This is a genomic window from Baaleninema simplex PCC 7105 (genome assembly GCF_000332355.1).
Lineage (GTDB): Bacteria > Cyanobacteriota > Cyanobacteriia > Cyanobacteriales > Geitlerinemataceae > Baaleninema > Baaleninema simplex.
In genome coordinates this window covers 3,083,298-3,101,779 of sequence record NZ_KB235958.1, presented here as the reverse complement: position 1 = coordinate 3,101,779, position 18,482 = coordinate 3,083,298, and the positions used below count along the sequence as shown (strand labels likewise).

General features: G+C 53.6%; 17 protein-coding genes and 1 pseudogene. 11 read left to right on the top strand and 7 right to left on the bottom strand.

The features are described 5' to 3' along the window. Positions 1-14 precede the first annotated feature (14 nt). From GEI7105_RS30850 to GEI7105_RS0115835, 3 genes are read right to left on the bottom strand one after another with little or no spacing between them, the layout of a single operon-like run. Positions 15-1,235: an N-acetylmuramoyl-L-alanine amidase family protein gene (locus GEI7105_RS30850; RefSeq protein ID WP_017661417.1), complete on the bottom strand. Its 1,221-nt coding sequence runs from the start codon at positions 1,233-1,235 to the stop codon at positions 15-17. Positions 1,236-1,278: 43 nt separating this feature from the next. Further along, positions 1,279-1,455: a hypothetical protein gene (locus GEI7105_RS38560; RefSeq protein ID WP_158413221.1), complete on the bottom strand. Its 177-nt coding sequence runs from the start codon at positions 1,453-1,455 to the stop codon at positions 1,279-1,281. Next, complete coding sequence (locus GEI7105_RS0115835; RefSeq protein WP_017661415.1) at positions 1,439-2,278, bottom strand: alpha/beta fold hydrolase; 840 nt, start codon at positions 2,276-2,278, stop codon at positions 1,439-1,441. Before GEI7105_RS0115835 ends, GEI7105_RS38560 begins: the two co-directional genes overlap by 17 nt. 296 nt (positions 2,279-2,574) lie before the next feature. Between GEI7105_RS0115835 and infC the strand changes: the two genes are divergently transcribed. The 6 genes from infC to GEI7105_RS0115805 all read left to right on the top strand — a co-directional run bounded on the left by infC (position 2,575) and on the right by GEI7105_RS0115805 (position 10,192). After that, the gene (infC, locus tag GEI7105_RS0115830; RefSeq protein WP_017661414.1) at positions 2,575-3,111 is read left to right on the top strand and encodes a translation initiation factor IF-3; all 537 of its coding nucleotides are present in this window, start codon (positions 2,575-2,577) and stop codon (positions 3,109-3,111) included. Between the two features lie 56 nt (positions 3,112-3,167). Continuing rightward, positions 3,168-3,335: a hypothetical protein gene (locus GEI7105_RS38555; protein WP_017661413.1), complete on the top strand. Its 168-nt coding sequence runs from the start codon at positions 3,168-3,170 to the stop codon at positions 3,333-3,335. A 60-nt stretch (positions 3,336-3,395) separates the two neighbouring features. Then, positions 3,396-6,431 carry an MFS transporter gene (locus tag GEI7105_RS0115820; RefSeq protein ID WP_017661412.1) on the top strand — a complete coding sequence of 1,012 codons (3,036 nt, stop codon included), beginning with the start codon at positions 3,396-3,398 and terminating at the stop codon, positions 6,429-6,431. 123 nt (positions 6,432-6,554) lie between these two features. Beyond that, complete coding sequence (locus tag GEI7105_RS0115815; RefSeq protein WP_017661411.1) at positions 6,555-7,040, top strand: Crp/Fnr family transcriptional regulator; 486 nt, start codon at positions 6,555-6,557, stop codon at positions 7,038-7,040. Positions 7,041-7,059: 19 nt separating this feature from the next. Then, positions 7,060-7,752: a beta-phosphoglucomutase gene (gene pgmB, locus GEI7105_RS0115810; RefSeq protein WP_051044152.1), complete on the top strand. Its 693-nt coding sequence runs from the start codon at positions 7,060-7,062 to the stop codon at positions 7,750-7,752. A 1,075-nt stretch (positions 7,753-8,827) separates the two neighbouring features. Next, positions 8,828-10,192: a sensor histidine kinase gene (locus GEI7105_RS0115805; RefSeq protein WP_035493192.1), complete on the top strand. Its 1,365-nt coding sequence runs from the start codon at positions 8,828-8,830 to the stop codon at positions 10,190-10,192. A 361-nt stretch (positions 10,193-10,553) separates the two neighbouring features. On the opposite strand, the gene GEI7105_RS0115800 is transcribed toward GEI7105_RS0115805, so the two are convergent. Further along, the gene (locus GEI7105_RS0115800; RefSeq protein ID WP_245555465.1) at positions 10,554-11,177 is read right to left on the bottom strand and encodes a sugar transferase; all 624 of its coding nucleotides are present in this window, start codon (positions 11,175-11,177) and stop codon (positions 10,554-10,556) included. A gap of 380 nt (positions 11,178-11,557) precedes the next feature. Here GEI7105_RS0115800 and GEI7105_RS0115795 point away from each other — a divergent pair, with 380 nt between their 5' ends. After that, positions 11,558-13,201 (top strand): DUF3352 domain-containing protein, encoded by a 1,644-nt coding sequence (locus tag GEI7105_RS0115795; RefSeq protein ID WP_017661407.1) that lies wholly within the window; start codon positions 11,558-11,560, stop codon positions 13,199-13,201. A 198-nt stretch (positions 13,202-13,399) separates the two neighbouring features. Here GEI7105_RS0115795 and GEI7105_RS0115790 read toward each other — a convergent pair whose 3' ends face one another. Then, on the bottom strand, positions 13,400-14,059 hold the full coding sequence (locus tag GEI7105_RS0115790; RefSeq protein ID WP_026097704.1) for an SDR family oxidoreductase: 660 nt from the start codon (positions 14,057-14,059) through the stop codon (positions 13,400-13,402). A gap of 115 nt (positions 14,060-14,174) precedes the next feature. Here GEI7105_RS0115790 and GEI7105_RS0115785 point away from each other — a divergent pair, with 115 nt between their 5' ends. Beyond that, complete coding sequence (locus GEI7105_RS0115785) at positions 14,175-14,969, top strand: dienelactone hydrolase family protein (RefSeq protein ID WP_017661405.1); 795 nt, start codon at positions 14,175-14,177, stop codon at positions 14,967-14,969. Positions 14,970-15,004: 35 nt separating this feature from the next. Then, positions 15,005-15,127: a hypothetical protein gene (locus GEI7105_RS40500; protein ID WP_281166998.1), complete on the top strand. Its 123-nt coding sequence runs from the start codon at positions 15,005-15,007 to the stop codon at positions 15,125-15,127. Positions 15,128-15,175: 48 nt separating this feature from the next. Here GEI7105_RS40500 and GEI7105_RS30845 read toward each other — a convergent pair. Further along, a pseudogene (locus tag GEI7105_RS30845) lies at positions 15,176-16,273 on the bottom strand (RNA-guided endonuclease InsQ/TnpB family protein); the annotation flags it as partial. Positions 16,274-16,375: 102 nt separating this feature from the next. Here GEI7105_RS30845 and GEI7105_RS0115775 point away from each other — a divergent pair. Then, positions 16,376-17,572, top strand: coding sequence for an IS4 family transposase (locus GEI7105_RS0115775; protein WP_017660281.1), 1,197 nt, complete (start codon positions 16,376-16,378; stop codon positions 17,570-17,572). A 16-nt stretch (positions 17,573-17,588) separates the two neighbouring features. Here the strand turns inward: GEI7105_RS0115775 and GEI7105_RS0115770 are convergent, their stop codons facing one another. Further along, the gene (locus tag GEI7105_RS0115770) at positions 17,589-17,807 is read right to left on the bottom strand and encodes a helix-turn-helix domain-containing protein (RefSeq protein WP_245555423.1); all 219 of its coding nucleotides are present in this window, start codon (positions 17,805-17,807) and stop codon (positions 17,589-17,591) included. A gap of 229 nt (positions 17,808-18,036) precedes the next feature. On the opposite strand from GEI7105_RS0115770, the gene GEI7105_RS0115765 reads away from it, so the two are divergent. Beyond that, positions 18,037-18,482, top strand: a 446-nt coding sequence (locus GEI7105_RS0115765) for a Uma2 family endonuclease (protein ID WP_017661403.1), incomplete at its 3' end; no start/stop codon positions are given.

Sequence of the window (18,482 nt, the reverse complement as noted above, 5' to 3'; positions counted from 1 at the left end):
ATGCAGACTCGCCGTCACTGACAGAGCGGACCGGGACAGTACTGGTTGACGTACTGCAAGATACCTCGAGCGATCGCTTGCGAGAGAACCTCACGATATTCCGGGTCTGACAGTCGCGGTGCGTCGTAAGCCCCCGTCACGAACCCGAGTTCCACCAACACCGCTGGCATATCCGTATTGCGTAGCACGTAAAACCGAGCCGTCCGCACGCCGCGATCGGGCCCCCCCGCCGCCCGAACGACATTTTGATGGATCGTGCGGGCGAGATCGCCTCCCGTTTGGTAGTAATAGGTTTCGATGCCGTTGACCTCCGGTCGGCTCATGCTGATAGCGTTCGCGTGAATGCTGACGAACAGATTGGCGTTGAGGCGGTTTGCCAACTGAACGCGCGGCTCGAGTTCGACAGTGCGGTTGTCTTCCCGCGTGAGAACGGCTGCCACGCCGTTGGCTTCCAACAAATCCGCGATGCGATGGGACATTGGATTGACGATATCGATTTCGCTGAGGCCGCCAATCCCGACCGCACCGGGGTCGCTGCCGCCATGTCCGGGGTCGATGACCACGACCACTTGTCCTTGAGGAATTTGCGGCACGTCGTCCCAAGAATTCGCAGGGCGGCGGTTGGCGATCGGTGGGGGCGCGGCTTCGGCACTGTACGGTCGGAGTTCGAGGGCGAGCGTTTGCGTGCTGGGTTGGTTGAGACCTTCGATCGACACTTGTGGGGCGGGCATGACCCGCACGATGACCGTTTCGGGGTCGGCCTGCTCGGCCTGTATCCAAGAAATCGCCGCACTGTCGCGGGCGCTGGGGACGCGAAATCCCGGTGCGAGGCGGGCGTTGCGAATTTCAATTTGATACGCCAGAGTTCTCCGATCCCAGTAGCCGACGGGTTGGATAGCGCGATCGGCGCGCACGAGAGCGCGATTTCCATCGACGGTAATTTCGACCGCCTCGATCGTCGCGGTTTGTCGGTTGCGCTGAACCCGTCGCGGCCGGTCGTCTTGCCTGTCCTCCGCTTTTCGCTCGAGTCGAATCTCGTCTCGAGCGAGGTCGCCCGAAAGAGTCAGGGGGTCTCGGAGTTCTTGGGGGTCGGCGATCGCAGTTGGCGTCGAAGACGACATCGATTTGAGATCCTCCGTGGCGCGATCGAGGGGTTGCGATCGCGCCACCGCACTGAATTCCGACACCACCAGCAGACTTGCGAGACTTGGGAGCAACCAGTGAACTCTGACCATATTTCTCCTTATTGACAGGATCGTCGTTTCAGACGAGCCGATTTTAGACATCGCCGATTTTTCCCGAACTGTTTCGCCCGACGAGCCGATCGACAAACTGGCTTGAAAAATAGCACAAAAACTTCACCCAGAGTAGGGTGAAGCTCTGGGATAGGGCAACGGAAACCGAGGGTTTCCATCTTATTACGGAGGCGCGATCGCCGTTACCGGACATCGACACGCCGTTGAATCCAATCGAGAATCGCCTCGTTGACGAGGTCGGGGCGTTCGTCGTGAAGGCAATGACCGCCGCGATCGAATTCCAACAACTCCAAGGTCGGATTGACCTGTTGGAACTGCTGGGGACGGGCGAGTTTCGGCGGAACCATGCGATCGTCGCGGGCCCACACCAACAGAGCGGGAACCTCTAACTGACGTAGAGAAGCAGCCACGTCGGGACAGAACTCGACATCGCTGCTAGCACGGGCGAGGCGACAGAAGACACCCGCCGCACCGCGATCGAAGGCGGGGGGCGCGAAAACTTCCACCGGGTCTTCGGGGACGGAACCGCTGTCGGCGTAAGCCAACTGCATCCAAGACCGCAATCGTTCGGGGTGGCGAATCCAGTAAAAAATCGGCTTGAGCAAGAGGGGAGAAGAAAACAAGCGTTCGATCGCGCGAACCACCGGCCGGAGCGGTGGCGGGAGGAGATCTCGGCGTAACGCCGGGTCGGGCAACGTCAAGAACACCAATCCTCGGATCGCCTCTGGGTAGCGTCGTGCGAGGGTCGCACCGACCAGCGAGCCGATCGAGTGACCCACCCAAACCGCCGGACGCGCGACGGTCTGTTGCCAAAACTCGTAAGCTTGATCGGCCCAGAGATCGACACTGTAGCGAGTCGGAGCCTTTTCAGTCGCTCCGAACCCGAGTAAGTCCAGAGCGTAAACGGGGTGGCGATCGCTCAACGGTCCGACATTGTAGCGCCAGTGGTCGATAGAACCGCCAAACCCGTGCAGTAACACCACGGGAGTCGGCGATGCCTCCACCGCTGTCGGACGAGCCACAGCGTAGCGAGTTTGCCATCCACGCCAAATCCAATCGCGCCGCCGGGGAAAATCGAGACCGGGAGTAGAGCTGGCGATAGTTGCGTCCTCTCGAGCGAAACGTCGTATCTCCCCATTGTAGGCGATCCCACCTGGCCGTTTGCCCCAGTCGGCCGTCGGGCAATTTTAGAATTTCTCTTAAATCTAGATGAGGATCGAAAATATTCCGAGTAGAATGTTAGTACGACTGTTCTCGATCTCAGACCAAAATTTACCCAACCACGAACCTATCGAGCCAATAAATCAAACCAATTCATATGCCTGCAATCGGAAGAAGACGACAACGGGATTTACCCCAAATCAACGAGCGAATTCGCTTTCCCAAAATTCGAGCGATCGATACAGAGGGAGAGCAACTCGGTATCATGTCCCCAGCCGACGCCTTGAAAATTGCTGAAGAAAAAGACCTCGATCTGGTCTTGGTCAGCGACAAAGCCGATCCGCCCGTTTGTCGGATCATGGACTACGGCAAATATAAGTTCGAGCAAGAGAAACGCTCTAAGGAAGCCAAGAAGAAGCAGCACTCTTCCGAACTCAAGGAAGTGAAGATGCGCTACAAGATCGAAGATCACGACTATCAGGTGCGCGTCAAGCAGGCGGTGCGCTTCCTCAAAGCGGGAGACAAGGTGAAAGCCACCGTGATGTTCCGAGGTCGAGAAATCCAACACACCGACCTCGCCCAACAGTTGCTCGAACGCTTAGCCAAAGACTTAACCGACCTGGCCGAAGTCCAGCAACGGCCCAAACGAGAAGGACGTAGCATGATGATGCTACTGTCGCCGAAGAAGACATAGTCGAAACGTTGGCGAGGCAGCGGCGGTCGAGACCCGAGGTCGCCAGACGGATTCGAGTGTCGAATCCGGCCGGTCGCGCCGCCGAACCGTTCCCCAGTGCAGTTCAACGGGAAAAACGCCAAGAGCGTTTGTCAGCGACAATTTATTGTTACCCTGAATTTAGCCGTTCGCGCTTAAAGCAGAGCGGAACTTTTTTCGCCGAACTGGGTGGCGCGTTACTCTAGACGGCAGGAGCCGAGCGAGTCTCGCTCCCCAAAGACCGACATCAGGACGATCGACGCTGCATGGAACTGAAAAACTGGCAATTCAACCAAGGTGGCTGGGGACAGCGGGTGCTGCAATGGGTGAACCTTCGTCCCGAAGAAGGCGAGCGCACCCTACTGATGTTTGCCTTTTACACGGCGACCTCGATCGGCCTGCTCTGGCTCGAAGCCGTCACCTACGGCTTGTTTCTGGATAAATACGGTGCTGAATCCCTGACGATTATCTATATCGCCAGTTCGGCCATCGGTTCGGGGTTGGGATTTTTCTACTCCTGGCTGCAAGAGGTGTTGCCCATGCGTCGCGCGATCGTCGCGATCGCCCTGCTGATGGCCTTGCCCTTGGTGCTGTTCCGAGTCGGACTCGAACTTCCCTTGCTCTTCGGCATCACCGTCTTTTCCATGCGGCTGTGGATCGACGGAGCTTACATCCTTAACGACCTCAACACCTCGATTACCGCCAACCAACTCTTCAACATTCGCGAAATTAAGCGAACCTACCCCATCATCAGCAGCGGAATCCTTCTGGCCGACGTGATCAGTGGGTTTTCGCTACCCGCCCTCATCTCCCGCGTGGGTCTGAGAAACGTCACCTTGATGGCCTGCTTCATGCTCGTCCTGGGGGCGTTTCTGCTATTCTACCTCAGCGAAAACTACCGACAAGCCTTTCCCGATGCCAGTCGGCGCACTGAAGAAGAAGATCCCTCCGATTACGCCACGCGCCGCTTCCAAGGACCGCTGCGAACCTACGTTTGGCTGTTGGTGACGTTTTTCGTCCTCGTCGAAATTCTCTACGTTCTCATCGAATTTCAGTTTTACAGCGAACTAGAGCTGCAATTCCAAGGCGGCGTCGATTTAGCCAATGGTATCGCCAGTTTCGTCGGGATTTTTAACGGAATTCTGGGAATTTTCGAGTTAGTGACCCAGTGGTTCGCCTCCAGTCGCGTCGTGGAGCGGATGGGGGTGTTTCGCGCCGGGTCGATTTTGCCGATGCTGGTGGTGCTGATCGGGGTGATTTCCATCTCCAGCTCCTTTGGGGGCTGGTTCGACCTTTTCCTCGGCGTGATCGCCATTAAGTTCGTCGACGAACTATTCCACTACACCCTCATCGAAGGCACCGGGCCGGTACTGTTTCAACCCCTGCCAGAATCCCAGCGCAACAATATGCAAGCCCTCGTTAACGGCGTGGCGGAGCCAGTGGCGACGGGGGTGGCGGGTTTGGCCATGTGGACGTTTATTTGGGGCGGACGCCGCTTTCTGGGGAAAGACCAGTGGCAAGCTCTGCAAAGTCCAGTTTTCGTATTTTTGGTGGTGTTGGTCGCCCTGGCCTGGATTGCCATCATTTTGTTGATGCGATCGCGCTACGTGGGTCTGCTCGTCTCCAGTGCCGAACGAGGGCGGTTGGGGGTTTCCGACGTGGATTTACGGGTTCTCAAACGCTCCGTAGTCGAAACCCTCGAAAAACCCAAGTCTGACCCCGACAAACGCTCCTGTGTCGAACTCCTGGCTCAAATCGATCCGAAAAACGTGGGGGAAGTCCTCGCCCCGCTACTGGCAACGCTATCGCCCGCCTTACAGCGGCAAAGCTTAGAGGTGATGCTCGAGCATCCCAAAGCCGAGTATTTGCCCCAGGTGCGGGCGCTGATCGATCGCCCCCAACCGCCGGAAGTGCTGGCCTTGGCGTTGCGCTATGTTTGGCTGACGGAACGAACGCCGGATATGCGGCAGTTACGGCCTTACCTGCGCCCGGAAGTCGATCCGGTGGTGCGAGCGACGGCAGCCTCGCTAATTTTACGCAAGGGCAATCGCGAACAGAAAGCAGAAGCCACCAACGCCTTACGGCGAATGTTGACCCACAAACAGGAACGGGAACGGGTCATGGGAACTCGCGCGTTAGGCGAAGCCGATTTCCTGCAAGGGCTGCGATTGTACGTCCCCAACTTACTCCAAGACGAATCGTTACGGGTGCGCTGTGCGCTGTTGGAGGTCATCGCCTCGACTCATTTAGAAGAGTACTATCCGTCTCTGTTGCGGGGACTGTCGTATAAATCTACGCGGGACGCCGCGATGCAGGCGTTGGTACGGTTGGATAACGAAGTCCTCGATCGCCTAGTGACGTTAGCCGAAGACGTTCACAAACCCGATTTAGTACGGATGTACGCTTGGAGTACCATCGGCGAAATCGGAACCGTCGAAGCTCTCGACGTCTTGGTCGCCCATTTGATGACCGCGTGGGGAACCAACCGCCGCAACATCTTGCGAATTTTGTTGAAAATGCCCGAAGAACGGGGTATCGAAGGGGTTCTCGATCGCCTGGGACGTCGCGGCGTGGAGATCCTCATCGACCAAGAGTTGATGTTCGTGGGACAGTTATACGCCGCCCTGGTGGATTTACCCGAGGTGAGCGTTCCCCCAGGCGAACCCGAAGCGGTGGCGAGTCGCCCGCGAACCAACGGTCACGTGAGTTTGACCGCCGACTACGCCATCGAGTTGTTGCGTCGCGCTCTGCAAGACTTACAAGCTGATAGTATCGAGCGGTTGTTCTTGTTGATGAAGTTCTTATATCCCCTCAGCTCGATTCAAGCGGCGGCGTTCAACCTCAAGTCGGGATCGCGATCGTATATGGCGCGGGGGTTGGAAATTCTCGACAACACTATCGACATTCCCAGCAAGCGATCGCTGTTGAGCGTTCTCGATCGCCAAGGGGACGCAGAAAAACTGCAAAATCTCTCGGAGTTAGTGGACTATCAACCGATGTCGCCGAGCGATCGCCTGCGGTTTTTACTCGAGTTGCGCCTGTTCCTCTCCGACTGGCCTCTAGCCTGCTGCTTCCACGTCGCCCGAGTCGCTCGCTGGAGTATCGGCGCCGACCAAACCCTAGCCGGGTTGCGACACCCGACGGGATTCGTGCGGGAAGCAGTGCTGGCTTATTTAGAGGTCGCCTCGCCTCGCGCCCTGCTAGAATTACTCCCGAAACTGCAAAACGATCCCGATCCCCTCGTGGCCGCTCAAGTTCGCGAGCTAATGGTTCAGTTTGGGTTGAGTTCTTCCAAAGCTTAGCGAAAGCGAAGCGGTAAAATTAGAAAGCGGTAAGCCTCGGAGATCGCCCGATCGAAACGGAAGCCCGAGCTTCCGTCGATGATGTCTGCTTTGGCTCCCTAATCTTCGTTTCCTTTCTGCCCCATGCTTACCAGTGTCGATCGCTTGTTGTTCGTGCGAGGCGTCCCGATCTTTAAAGAACTGCGGGACGACTTTCTCGTGCGTTTGGCTTCGGTGATGGACGAGTTGTCCTTTCCCGCCAACCATACGATTTTTACGGAGGGGCAGGAAGGTCGATCGCTGTATATCGTCGTCTCGGGTGTGGTGCGCGTGCATATCGGCGATCGCGAACTAGCACGGCTGTCCCAAGGCGCTTGTTTCGGTGAAATGTCCCTCTTCGACGCCGAACCGCGATCGGCCTCGGTGACAACCTGCGAACCCTGCGAGTGTTTGATGTTGACCCAACAACAACTTTACGACGCCATCGACGAAACCCCCGGAATCGCCATCAATATCATTCGCTTGTTGTCTCGCCGCACGCGGGAACTCAACCAAAAACTCAACCTACAAGAAGCTCGACTTCAAGATGCTAGACAAAGAGACGCAGAACTCCGTAATCTGGGGTCGTAGCGTTTTCCCCTCGCCGCCCATGAAGTCTTCCGTCTCGTCTACTCGTTCCGTACCGTCTGTCGCCCTACAGGGGGCAATTTTCGATATGGACGGCGTGCTGACCGATACGATCGAATTTCACTATCAAACTTGGCAGCGTTTAGCCGACGAAGAAGGAATTCCCTTCGATCGCCAAGCCAACGAAGCGCTACGGGGCTTGTCGCGACGGGATTCGCTGCTGCGGATGCTGAACGGTCGGACGCTACCGGAAGAGAAGATTCAAACGCTACTAGACCGCAAAAATCAATATTTTCGCGAGTTCGTGCGAACGATGAGTTCCGAACATCTGTTACCGGGGGTGCGATCGTTCCTCGACGAGGTTCGCGCCGCTGGGATTAAAACGGCGGTGGCCTCGGCCAGTCAGAACGTTTACGCCGTCATCGAACAGTTGGGAATTGCTGACGATATCGACACCATCACCAACGTTTACTGTGTCGATCGCCCCAAACCCGCCCCGGACGTATTTTTACACGCTGCCGAACAGTTAGGGGTTTCGCCGGAAAACTGCGTCGTGTTCGAGGATGCAGAGTCCGGTGTCGAGGCGGCGTTGGCGGCGAAAATGCACGTCGTCGGACTCGGACCGGCCGAACGGGTGGGGGCGGCTCATTGGGTGTTGCCCAGTTTGGACGGGTTGCATTGGTCGGATGTCACGGCGAAGTTTGCCGATCGCTAAAATGAGTTTTGATGTCAAATTGAAGCGGCGATCGAATCCATTGACGATCGAACTCAAACATTAGTCGATCGAAAAAATTGCGTCTTATTTGGAAACGCACCAGATGCGAAAGTCATGGCTATTGCAGCTCAGTTGCAGCCTGAAAATGGAGCTATTCTCGATATCGGTGTGTCATACGGAATCCGAACTCAAACACGGGTTTTGCCCAACCTAAAAAGTCTCTCTATCCCCCCAACCCCCCTTTCAAAGGGGGGCTAAGGGGGGATGTGGTGAAGACTTCTTGAAACCTAGCTTATCGGAAAAGGATGAAGTATCAAACACGGGTTTTGCCCAACCTAAAAAGTCTCTCTATCCCCCCAACCCCCCTTTCAAAGGGGGGCTAAGGGGGGTGCATCTCAAAAATGTAAATTCATCGAATTGGGCGCACTCAATTTCCAGATCCCCGGCATCTTGGAGATGCCGGGGATCTTATACCGGAAGTGCTAATCGGGAATTTTGCCACCCCAAACTGATGTTTTTGCACTCATTGAGATGCACCCGCTAAGGGGGGATGTGGTGAAGACTTCTTGAAACCTAGCTTATCGGAAAAGGATGAAGTATCATTTCCAGAACTCAACTCAATTCAGCTTTAAGTATTTTGCCTTTGGCACTTATTCGATCGAGCATTGAATACGAGAAAATACGTCTAAAACCTAAAAACTGACCGCCGACACCGTGGTTTAAAAAATTGGGCGAACAGCTCAATTCACTGTATAGACTCCGAGCTGATAAATTTACATTTTTGAAATGCACCCAATTTTGTTTTCTATGTTGCAAGTTTGAGAAAATCTTGAAATCCGAAAGTTGAAGTCGTTCGTACTGTAAGTATCCTGCTGGAGATAGCGATCGAGGCTCTCTCGCTACAGCCAGCTTTCCGGCATCTCGAAGATGCCAGAGATCTGATATGCAGGAATTTTTCAAGGTATTTAAAAACTTTCGATCGAAAATGTTAAAATCGAGATGGGTTTACATCGACGAGCGTTCTAAAGGTCTCGTCAAAGAGAAGTCAAAAACTGAATCAAATTATCGCCTAAATATGCCAAGCGCCCCAAACCCGAGTAACGAAGCCGATCGCCAAAAGGCACTCGATCGCTACAATATTATCGACAGCTTACCGGAAGAGGCTTTCGACGACATTACAACTTTGGCGGCGTATATTTGCGAGACGCCCATTGCCTTAATTAGTTTAGTCGATCGCGATCGCCAATGGTTCAAATCCAAATACGGCCTCGACGCCGACGAAACCCCCCGCGAACAGGCGTTTTGCGCCCACGCCATCCTCGAACCCAAAGATATCTTTGTCGTTTCCGACGCCAGTATTGACAAACGCTTCGCCGACAATCCCCTCGTCACAGTCGATCCTCAAATTCGCTTTTACGCCGGTGCGCCGTTGGTGACGCCAGACGGTTACGCGGTGGGAACCGTTTGCGCCATCGATCGCAAACCTCGCCAACTCAATTCCGAACAATTGCGGGCGTTACGCGCCCTCAGTCGCCAGACGATCGCGCAAATGGAACTGCGGCGCAACGTCCAACAGTTAAGCGAGACGCTGCGACGGTTGCAACATACCCAAGCCAGCTTAATTCACACCGAAAAGATGTCTGCATTGGGTCAGTTTGTCGCGGGAATCGCCCATGAGATTAACAATCCCATCAGTTTTATTGCGGGAAATCTCCCACACGCCCACGGTTACAGTGCAGAATTAATCCGCGCGATCGAATTGTATCGACAAGTCTATCCCAACCCTCCCGAAACGATTCTCGAGGAAATCGAGGCGATCGATCTCGACTATCTTGCCGAAGATTTTCCCAAATTGCTGGATTCGATGAAATTTGGCGCCGATCGCATTCAAAAAATCGTCGAATCTCTGCGAATGTTTTCCCACCTCGACGAAGCTGAAATCAAAACCGTCGATTTGCACCAACAGTTAGAGAATACGTTAAACATTGCCGGACAGCGCTTTCAGGCGACAGAGACGCGAGGAGAAATTCGTCTGATCCGAGACTTTGGCGACCTTCCTCCCGTCACTTGTGCCGTCGGCCAACTCAATCAAGTGTTTTTAAATCTAATTGCTAACGCTATCGATGCCATCGACGCTCGATCGAACTATCTAGAGATCCCAGAAATTAACATAAAAACTGAATATTTTCAAGGCAAAAATACAAGAATTCGCATTCAAATTTCAGATAACGGTATTGGAATTTCAGAAGAGTTATCGAGCAAAATTTTCGAGCCGTTTTTTACCACAAAATCCGTGGGTCAAGGGACAGGAATCGGGTTATCTACTAGCTATCAAATTGTCACAAAAACTCATGGCGGACAGTTGTATTTTAAATCTAAAGTGGATATCGGAACGTCGTTTGTTGTGGAAATCCCCGTTTCGATTGATTCTTCCAAGTAAATCAAAAATTTCTTGAAACCTGTTTCGCAAAAAATCAAATCGCAAATTTTACAAATTTAAAATTCAAAAATCAGTTGTGTAACAAAATCGGGACAAAAAGGGAAGCGGGAACAGGGAATCGGATTTTTTCTGGTGTCCAAGCAGGAGTTACGCATTTACACCATTTGTAGGGTGGGCAATGCCCATCGACCTCTCCATTTAGTGTAATTTCGGTCGAACTGCGTAAGTCCTACCAAGTACGAACATCCTTGAAGACAAACACCAAAAAGCCCGCTGAGGAGCGAGCTTTGAGATGTATCGGCAATCGTTCAAATCGTGCGAGGGCGAAACGGTGAGATGCACCGAGAAAATAGTTCTCAACCTAACAAGCACCGCTTCCCTTGAACACGACAGCAATGGTTTTGAAGATCAGTTGTAAGTCGTAAAAAACAGACCATTTTTCCTGATATTGAAGATCCATTTCGATGATATCTTCAAAGTTTTTCACGGTAGACCGACCGTTCACTTGCCATTCTCCGGTGATGCCCGGTTTGACATCGAGACGCCGCCAGTGATGGGCGTTATACCGCTCTACCTCGTCCGGTGTCGGTGGGCGAGTTCCAACTAAGGTCATATCGCCAGTCAGAACGTTCCAAAACTGAGGTAGTTCGTCTAAACTCGTGCGACGGAGAAAGCGTCCGATCGATGTAATGCGCGGATCGTTTTCGTTTTTGAAGATGAATCCCTCGGCTTGGTTTTCGACGAGATGCTTTTTGCGGTCGGCATCGACCACCATCGAGCGAAATTTCCAGATCCGAAATGGTTTGCCTTTATATCCGCAGCGGATTTGGCTGTAAAAAATCGGACCGGGGTCCGACAAGTGCATGGCGATCGCCACAGGGACGGCGACAGCCGCAGTAATGCCCAATCCGACCACCGCACCGGCGATGTCGACGGCCCGTTTGAAACGGTTGTTCACAGAAGCATGAACCGGTTCTGAGAAAATGGCGACACCTGTTGGTTGGTGTCGGTCAAACGAAGTTACTTGCGAAGGCAGTGTCGTAGTCACGGTTGGCGCTCTTCGTAGCTTTACAAGTCAGCCCTTTGGTTCCAATATATGAGATGCATTTTGACGCTGTCTTGTTTCCTATCTGATGTTTGTCTAATCTTCATGGTATTTGTGGTTTTTTAAAGTTCTCGTAAGGGAAAGTCGCCCGAGCGCCCGATTTGAGGCGAATTTGGTATCTACGATCGCCTTTTGTCAAGTCGAGACCGTAGATTCGGCGAACTCTGCCGAAGTTGCGCGATCGATCGCATTGACGAAAAATCCTGATAAAGTGTCAGAGGCACGGCACACAGCCTCTGACTCTCACAAGCAGCCTCCCTATGATGACAGTTCGGAAATCTTCTCGTTGGCGTCTGTTAGGTGTCGCGGTACTCCTGGTTTTCGGTGGGAGTCTAGCCTATTGGGTTCTGTCGCGCAAACCTGCCGACGAAACCGTGATGGCAGGCGCTCGATCGATCCCCGAAGACGCGCTGATGGCCGTGTCGGTTTCGACGGCCGACGATCGCTGGCAACGGCTCGCTCGCTACGGAACGCCGGACAGTCAGACGTTGTTCCGCGAGGGTTTGGCACAACTCGAACAGCGTCTACTGGGCGATAGCGGCTATACCTACACCGAAGACATCAAACCTTGGGTCGGCGATCGCATCACCGTTGCGTTTCTTCCGCCACCGCCGATCTCGCCAGAGACCGACCCCGAAGACCTCAAAGCCGATCGCGCTGCCCTGTTCGTTTTACCAATTGCTAACCTCAACCGCGTCAGACAGTTAGCCGAAGCAGGCGACCCGTCCTCGTCCTGGCAAGAACGAACCTATAAAGGGATTACCGTTCGCGAACGACAAGACAACGGGTCGAGTTACGCGATCGCCATTCTCGACCGACGGTTTCTCCTGGCGGCGACGGACGCCAGCGCCATCGATCGCGCTATCGATGCGTACAAAGGCAACAGTTCGATCGTCTCGACCCCCGGCTACAACCGCGCTTGGGAAACCTTGGACGCCACCGACCCCAATGCGGCGAACCTGTTCGTTAACGTTCCCCAAGCCCTGAAAGCGGTTTCGGAAACCTCGACTCGTCCCGTCGAATCTGAAGCCCTCGAACGGGTCGAAACGCAAGGTGTCGCGATCGCCGTCAACCTCGAAAACGACGGAATGCGCTTCAAAGGATTGTCGTGGCTGGCTCCCAACAGCGAAACGACCTTCGATCCAGAACGCAATCGACCCCCCACGACAGTCGATCGCCTCCCGGCCGAAACAGTCTTGGTCGTAGCCGGATCGAACCTCAAACAACTCTGGCAAGACTATTTACAAAACGCTCGCGCCAACGCTCTGTTGCCCCTCGATGCCGCGTGGCTGCGGAGTGCTTTACAACAAACCGTCGGCATCGATCTCGAAGCGGAAGTTCTCTCGTGGATGACGGGAGAGTTCGCCCTGGCCTTAGTTCCGGCGACGGACACTTCAGACGCGACGTTTCCTGGAGCGTTGGTGTTGATGGCACAAGCTGGCGATCGCCGCGCGGCCGATCTGTTTTTCGACAAGATCGATCGCGCTGTGGCTGAGGAATACGATTTTGAAGTCGAAGTCGGCGAACTTTCGGGATTGCCCCTAGTCCAGTGGGACACGCGGCGCAAAGGACTCGACGTCACTCACGGTTGGCTCAACAGTACTCTGGCATTTTTCAGCGTCGGCGTTCCGACGAGCGATCGCCTAACTCCCAGCGATGCTCAATTTTTGTCCGAGACACCCCTGTTCGAGCGAGTGGTTCCCCAACAACCGAACCCCAGCAACGGTTTGTTTTTCCTCAATTTAGCTGACAGCCAAGGGGAAGCCAACCTATTCTTACCGCGCCTACCCGACAACCAACAAGCATTGCTCGAGGCGATCGACGCCATCGGCGTTCGTGCAGGAATCCTCGACGAGCGCAGCAGTCGCTATGATATTTTCATCAAGATTTCCAGCGAGCAGTGATGGGTTTCAATCACCCGTCACCAGTCACCAGCCTTTTACAGTGAGCCGCGAACAGTGAGCCGCGAGGCAGTGCTTCAGTCACCAGTCACCAGTCACCAGTGATGGGATGGCGGGATGAGGAGATGATGGGATAAGGTGAAGTTCTGCCTTATCCCCTTGTCTCCCCCTCTCCCCCTCTCCCCCTCTCCCTGGCTCCCCCTACCACGGCAACACTTCACCATTGGCGTGCCAAAACGTACCGGTGTTGTCTAAGTTCAGCTCGTCGATACGCGCCAACAGTCCTTTCACCGACTCTTCAGGAGAAATGCCGTTGTAGTTCGTCATGGGGGTACTCACCAACCCTGGATGCAGGATTCCCACTGCGATTCCTTGGGGTTTGAGGTCGTGGGAGAGGGATTTTCCCGCCATCGACATGGCAACTTTCGACATCCGATAACCGTAGGAACTCCCCGAAGTATTGTCGTCGATCGATCCCATGCGACTGGTCATCATGATGACTTTCGAGCCGTCGTGGAGGTTGGGGAGTAGCGCCGCCGTGACTCGCAACGCCCCCAAAGCGTTGACTTCAAACTGTTGACGGATGCTGTCGAAATCTAAGTTGTCGAGGGTAACGCGTTTGAGGAGACCGGCGTTGTTGATTAAAACGTCGATCGCTTTGCCCTGCAAGCGAGACACCAAGTCGGCGACAGCCTCGTCGGAGGTGATGTCGATTCCCGTTTCGACGCGAATTCCCAACTTGTCCAATTCTGACGAACTCGAGCGACAGACGGCGATCGCCTCGTCTCCCCGCTCTGTTAACTGACGACAGTATTCTACGCCGATGCCACCGCTTGCGCCGGTTACGAGATAGGTTGCCATGACTGTTTTCAAACGGCTTCAAATTTCCAACATTGCGATCTAGTCTAGAAAGATTTCGTTCGCCCGTCGAAGACCATCGATAATATTAGCGGCACACGATACCACGAAGACACTGATGAAATTTTCCTGGGTTTCCCCGATCCTGGCCGCTGCCACGGCACTCCTGAGCGTCCGAACTGCCTTGGCTGAAATTCGCACTGAAACCGTCGAGTATCGCGATGGCGAAACGGTTCTCGAAGGCTATCTCGTTTACGACGACGCCATCGTCGCCCCACGCCCCGGCGTCATGGTGGTTCACACTTGGATGGGATTGACGGATTTCGAGAAAGCTCGGGCGCGAGAACTGGCGGAAATGGGATATGTAGCCTTAGCGGCCGATATTTACGGACGAGGGGTGCGGCCGAGCAATACTGACGAAGCGAACGAACTGGCGACGCTGTATCGAGAAAATCGGGAACTGTTGCGATCGCGGGCCAATGCTGGGGCGAACTTTTTACGCGATTTAGCGATGACGGAGAGCGATCGCATTGCGGCGATCGGTTATTGTTTCGGCGGCGGAACTGTCCTCGAACTCGCCCGTAGTGGTGCGTCTGTGGCGGGAGTCGTCAGCTTTCACGGCAACCTCGACACCCCCGATCCCCAGGATGCGGCTGATATTCGATCGCGGGTTTTGGTGTTGCACGGGGTTGACGATCCGTTCGTCCCCATCGCTGACGTCAACGGCTTTATCGAGGAAATGCAGACGGCAAACGTTGATTGGCAAATGGTGATGTACGGAAACGCCGTTCACAGTTTCACCGATCCGGGTGCTGACGACGATCCGTTTGAGGGAACGGCTTACGACGAGGACGTGGCACAGGAGGCTTGGGCGACGATGCAACGGTTTTTTGACGAAACGTTCCTGCGATAGGGCCGATTCCGTCGATCGCGAGTCAGGAGTTGTTGGTGAGTCGGGTTTGGGCGATCGCAGTGCGATCGGTGGCGGTTAGGAGGGCGATCGTTTCCACGGATGCAAGGCTCAGGCGGAGTAAGGCGTGGCGGAATCGTGCGGCTAGTGTGGATGAATAACGGGTCGGGTGGACAGGTTTAGAGGATCGGGTTGTGAACTACCACTCATCATCGCGAGGCGATTGATGAGTGGCTTCCAGCTTCACTGGGAATTGCCTCGGAAAGCGTCGAACGAATTCGACCTCCCTTTGGACTTACATTCCCTCCACTGGCAGAAGCCCCGGTTCCCGAGGCCCATATCCGCAAGCCTTCATTTTTAAGATTGATTGCCGCATTGATGTCGCGGTCGTGAATCTGCCCACATTGCGGACATTCAAACGATCGCACGTCGAGTCCCATCTTGGGGAGCGGCAACAGCGTTTCAGAGCAAAGGTGAGTACTGGGGAAGAATCGATCGACTTCTAGATAGACCTTCCCTTCTCCCTCTGCCTTGTATTTGAGCAGGGTTGAAAACATACCCCAGCCCACATCGCTTATTGCCTTAGCGAGGCTGTGATTCCTGACCATGTTCTTCACGGCTAGATTTTCCACCACAATCACTTGGTTCTCATTGACTATCTTGCGGTGCGACCCCGCGCCGTCGCACGGCGCTAGGGAACGCGCACCAAGAGAGCGGGATAGCTTGTGGAGAAAATCGGCTCGAGTGTTGGCAATTTTACTGTGAACTCGCGCCACGAGCCGCCTGGCTTTTTGGCGAGAGTTCGACCCTTGCTGTTTCCTCGAAAGTTTTCGCTGTTTGCGTTTGAGATTGCGCTCGTGCTTTTTGAGTCCTCGACTCCGCTCGGACTCAACGCTGAGCGGAGTCGAAGCGTTGAGGTGACGGGGATTGTTGTATTTCTCACCGTCAGAAGTCACGGCAAAGTGCTTCAACCCCAGATCGATACCGATGGCCTTTCCGTCGGCATTCGGTTCGGGTTTTTCCGAACCGTCGTCGATAAGGATTGAAGCGTGATAACGACCGTCAGGGTTGCGACTGACGGTTACGGTTTTGATTGTCCCCTCAAACCAACGATGAACGCGACAGTACACCTCTCCAATCTTGGGAAGATGTAATTTGTCTCCGTAAGAGTTGACGTTTTGCGGGTATTGAAGGGATTGCCGTTTGTGCTTACTTTTAAATCGTGGGTAACGAGCGCGTCCCTCAAAGAAGTTAACGAAGGCTCTCGAGAGGTTGAGTACCGAACTTTGCAGACATTGAGAATAACTGAGAGGGTGACAAGGTAGACGGAAGCCAGACGGGACAATTGTTTGAGAGAATAGAGGAGTCCCAAAAAAGAGGGTGGCGTTTGCGGCCACCCCAACAAAAAAATGCTACCGACATTCTACCAAGATTTTCTGCGCATCCATCTCAATGAGAAGCAAATTGGGATCTTAAAGTGGCTGGTCTGGATACTGCAAATGCATCGGCAAGTCAAATTATCGACGTTAGCGCAGTTCTTTCCTCAACCGATAAAATACGACAGTCGCGTCACCAGCTTGCAACGATTTCTGAAGTTGCCTCAGTTGAGTGCCAAGTTGTTATGGTTTCCCCTTATCAAGAGGTGGCTGAAAGCTGAATATCGCGGCAACCACCTCAATCGGGAACAGCGACGAGCGCGTCCTCAACTCACCTTAAAGTCTCGAAAATATTTGGTGGTCGTCCTTGACCGAACTCAATGGAGAGACCGGAATTTGTTCATGGTGTCTCTAATTTGGGGGACTCATGCTTTACCGGTCTATTGGGAGTTATTACCCCAATTAGGCAGCAGTTCCTTGAGGCAACAGCAAAAAATATTAGCGCCGGTATTGAAGCTATTAAAACCTTATCCAGTGGTGGTAGTAGGCGACCGAGAATTTCAGAGTGCTAAACTGGCAGACTGGCTCAGGAAGCGAGGTGCGGACGCTGTATTGCGACAGAAGAAAAGTACCTATGTGGCGGATGCCAAGACTCGATGCCAAGCCTTAAAACACCGAGGCTTTCAACCGGGACAGTATCACTTCTTTGAAAACGTTAATGTCAACAAAGAAGAACCAGTTCGCGCTCTTAATCTCGGCGTTTATTGGAAACGTCGTTATCGAGGGAAAGGAGGGAAAGAACCTTGGTTATTGCTGACCACTCTCTCAGATGCTCAATTAGTTCGCCAAATTTACAGAGCGCGTTGGGGCATTGAAATGATGTTCCGAGACTGCAAAAGTGGCGGCTACAATCTTGAGTCAACTCGAGTCAGTCCTCCGCGACTTTTGGCGCTCATTTTGCTCATGACTTTAGCCTATTGGTTAGCAACTCGTTCGGGTCAGCGTCTCCTTGAATCTCACGTCCAATCCTATTTAGGTCGTTCAGACCTGACCCCTCAAGGTTTTCCTCATCATAGTGTTTTTTCCCTCGGATTATCCGGTTATGCTTGGAGTCAATCCCTGCTGCTCTGGAGAGATTGGATGTTGGCGCTCATGGCGTTGAAGCCTCACAAATCTCTCCATTTTCAACGAGGGCTAGAGGCTCTATCCCTTGTGAGGCAGGGGGTCTAGCTATGTTGTCACCCTCTCAGTGAGAATAAGTGTCTGAGAGCCACTCCAGTTCTCGCTTCCATTGCGGAAGCATCTTTTTGAGAGTTAACCCAGAGATGCCTTTCCCCGTTTGGCGGTAGGCTTCAGTCGTCAATTGCAGAGAACGATTCCACACGAAACGACAGCAGCCAAAGGCTTTCGCCAGGGCAACTTCCTGCTCCCCCGTGGGATAAATTCTCAGCTTGACAACTTTCATTAGGTGAAACAAGCTTTGCACTAAGAGCAGCATAACAGATCGAACGGCTTGCCCGCAACCTTACCGCCGCGATTCATCTACGCTTCAATCGGAGATTAGAAACGTAGGATTCTCGCGGTTCAGGCTAAAAAACTCGGTTTCTTGGGGAGTTCAACAGTAGGGCGATCGATGTCTGTGAGGCGATCGCTTGCGCTAAAATCGTAGCGCGTTCGTCTTTACAGAGGAGAGTATGATTACGACAGGTTCGTCGATCGATCTTCAAGGGTTCCTAAAGTTACCTGAAATTGACGATTCGCCAGCTTGGGAGTTACTCGACGGACACCCCAAACAGAAACCCATGCCAACGGCTTATCATAGTATTCTTCAGAAGCGTTTAGTGGCGATCGTCGATGCTTGTGAGTCTCCCTACGAAGCTTTTCCCGAGTTACGTTGTCTGTTCGATTCGTATGCGATCGTTCCCGATATTGCAGTAGTGCGGCGCGACGCGATGCCAACTGGGAACTTACCTTTTTCCGGTGCGCCAGCTTGGATAATTGAAATTTTGTCTCCGAATCAGAGTACGACTCGGCTGATTGCGAAGATTCAAACTTGTTTGCAGGCTGGGGGTCAACTGGGGTGGTTAGTTGACCCTGAAGAAGAGGTGGTGATGGTGATGCGATCGGGCGATCGGTTTGG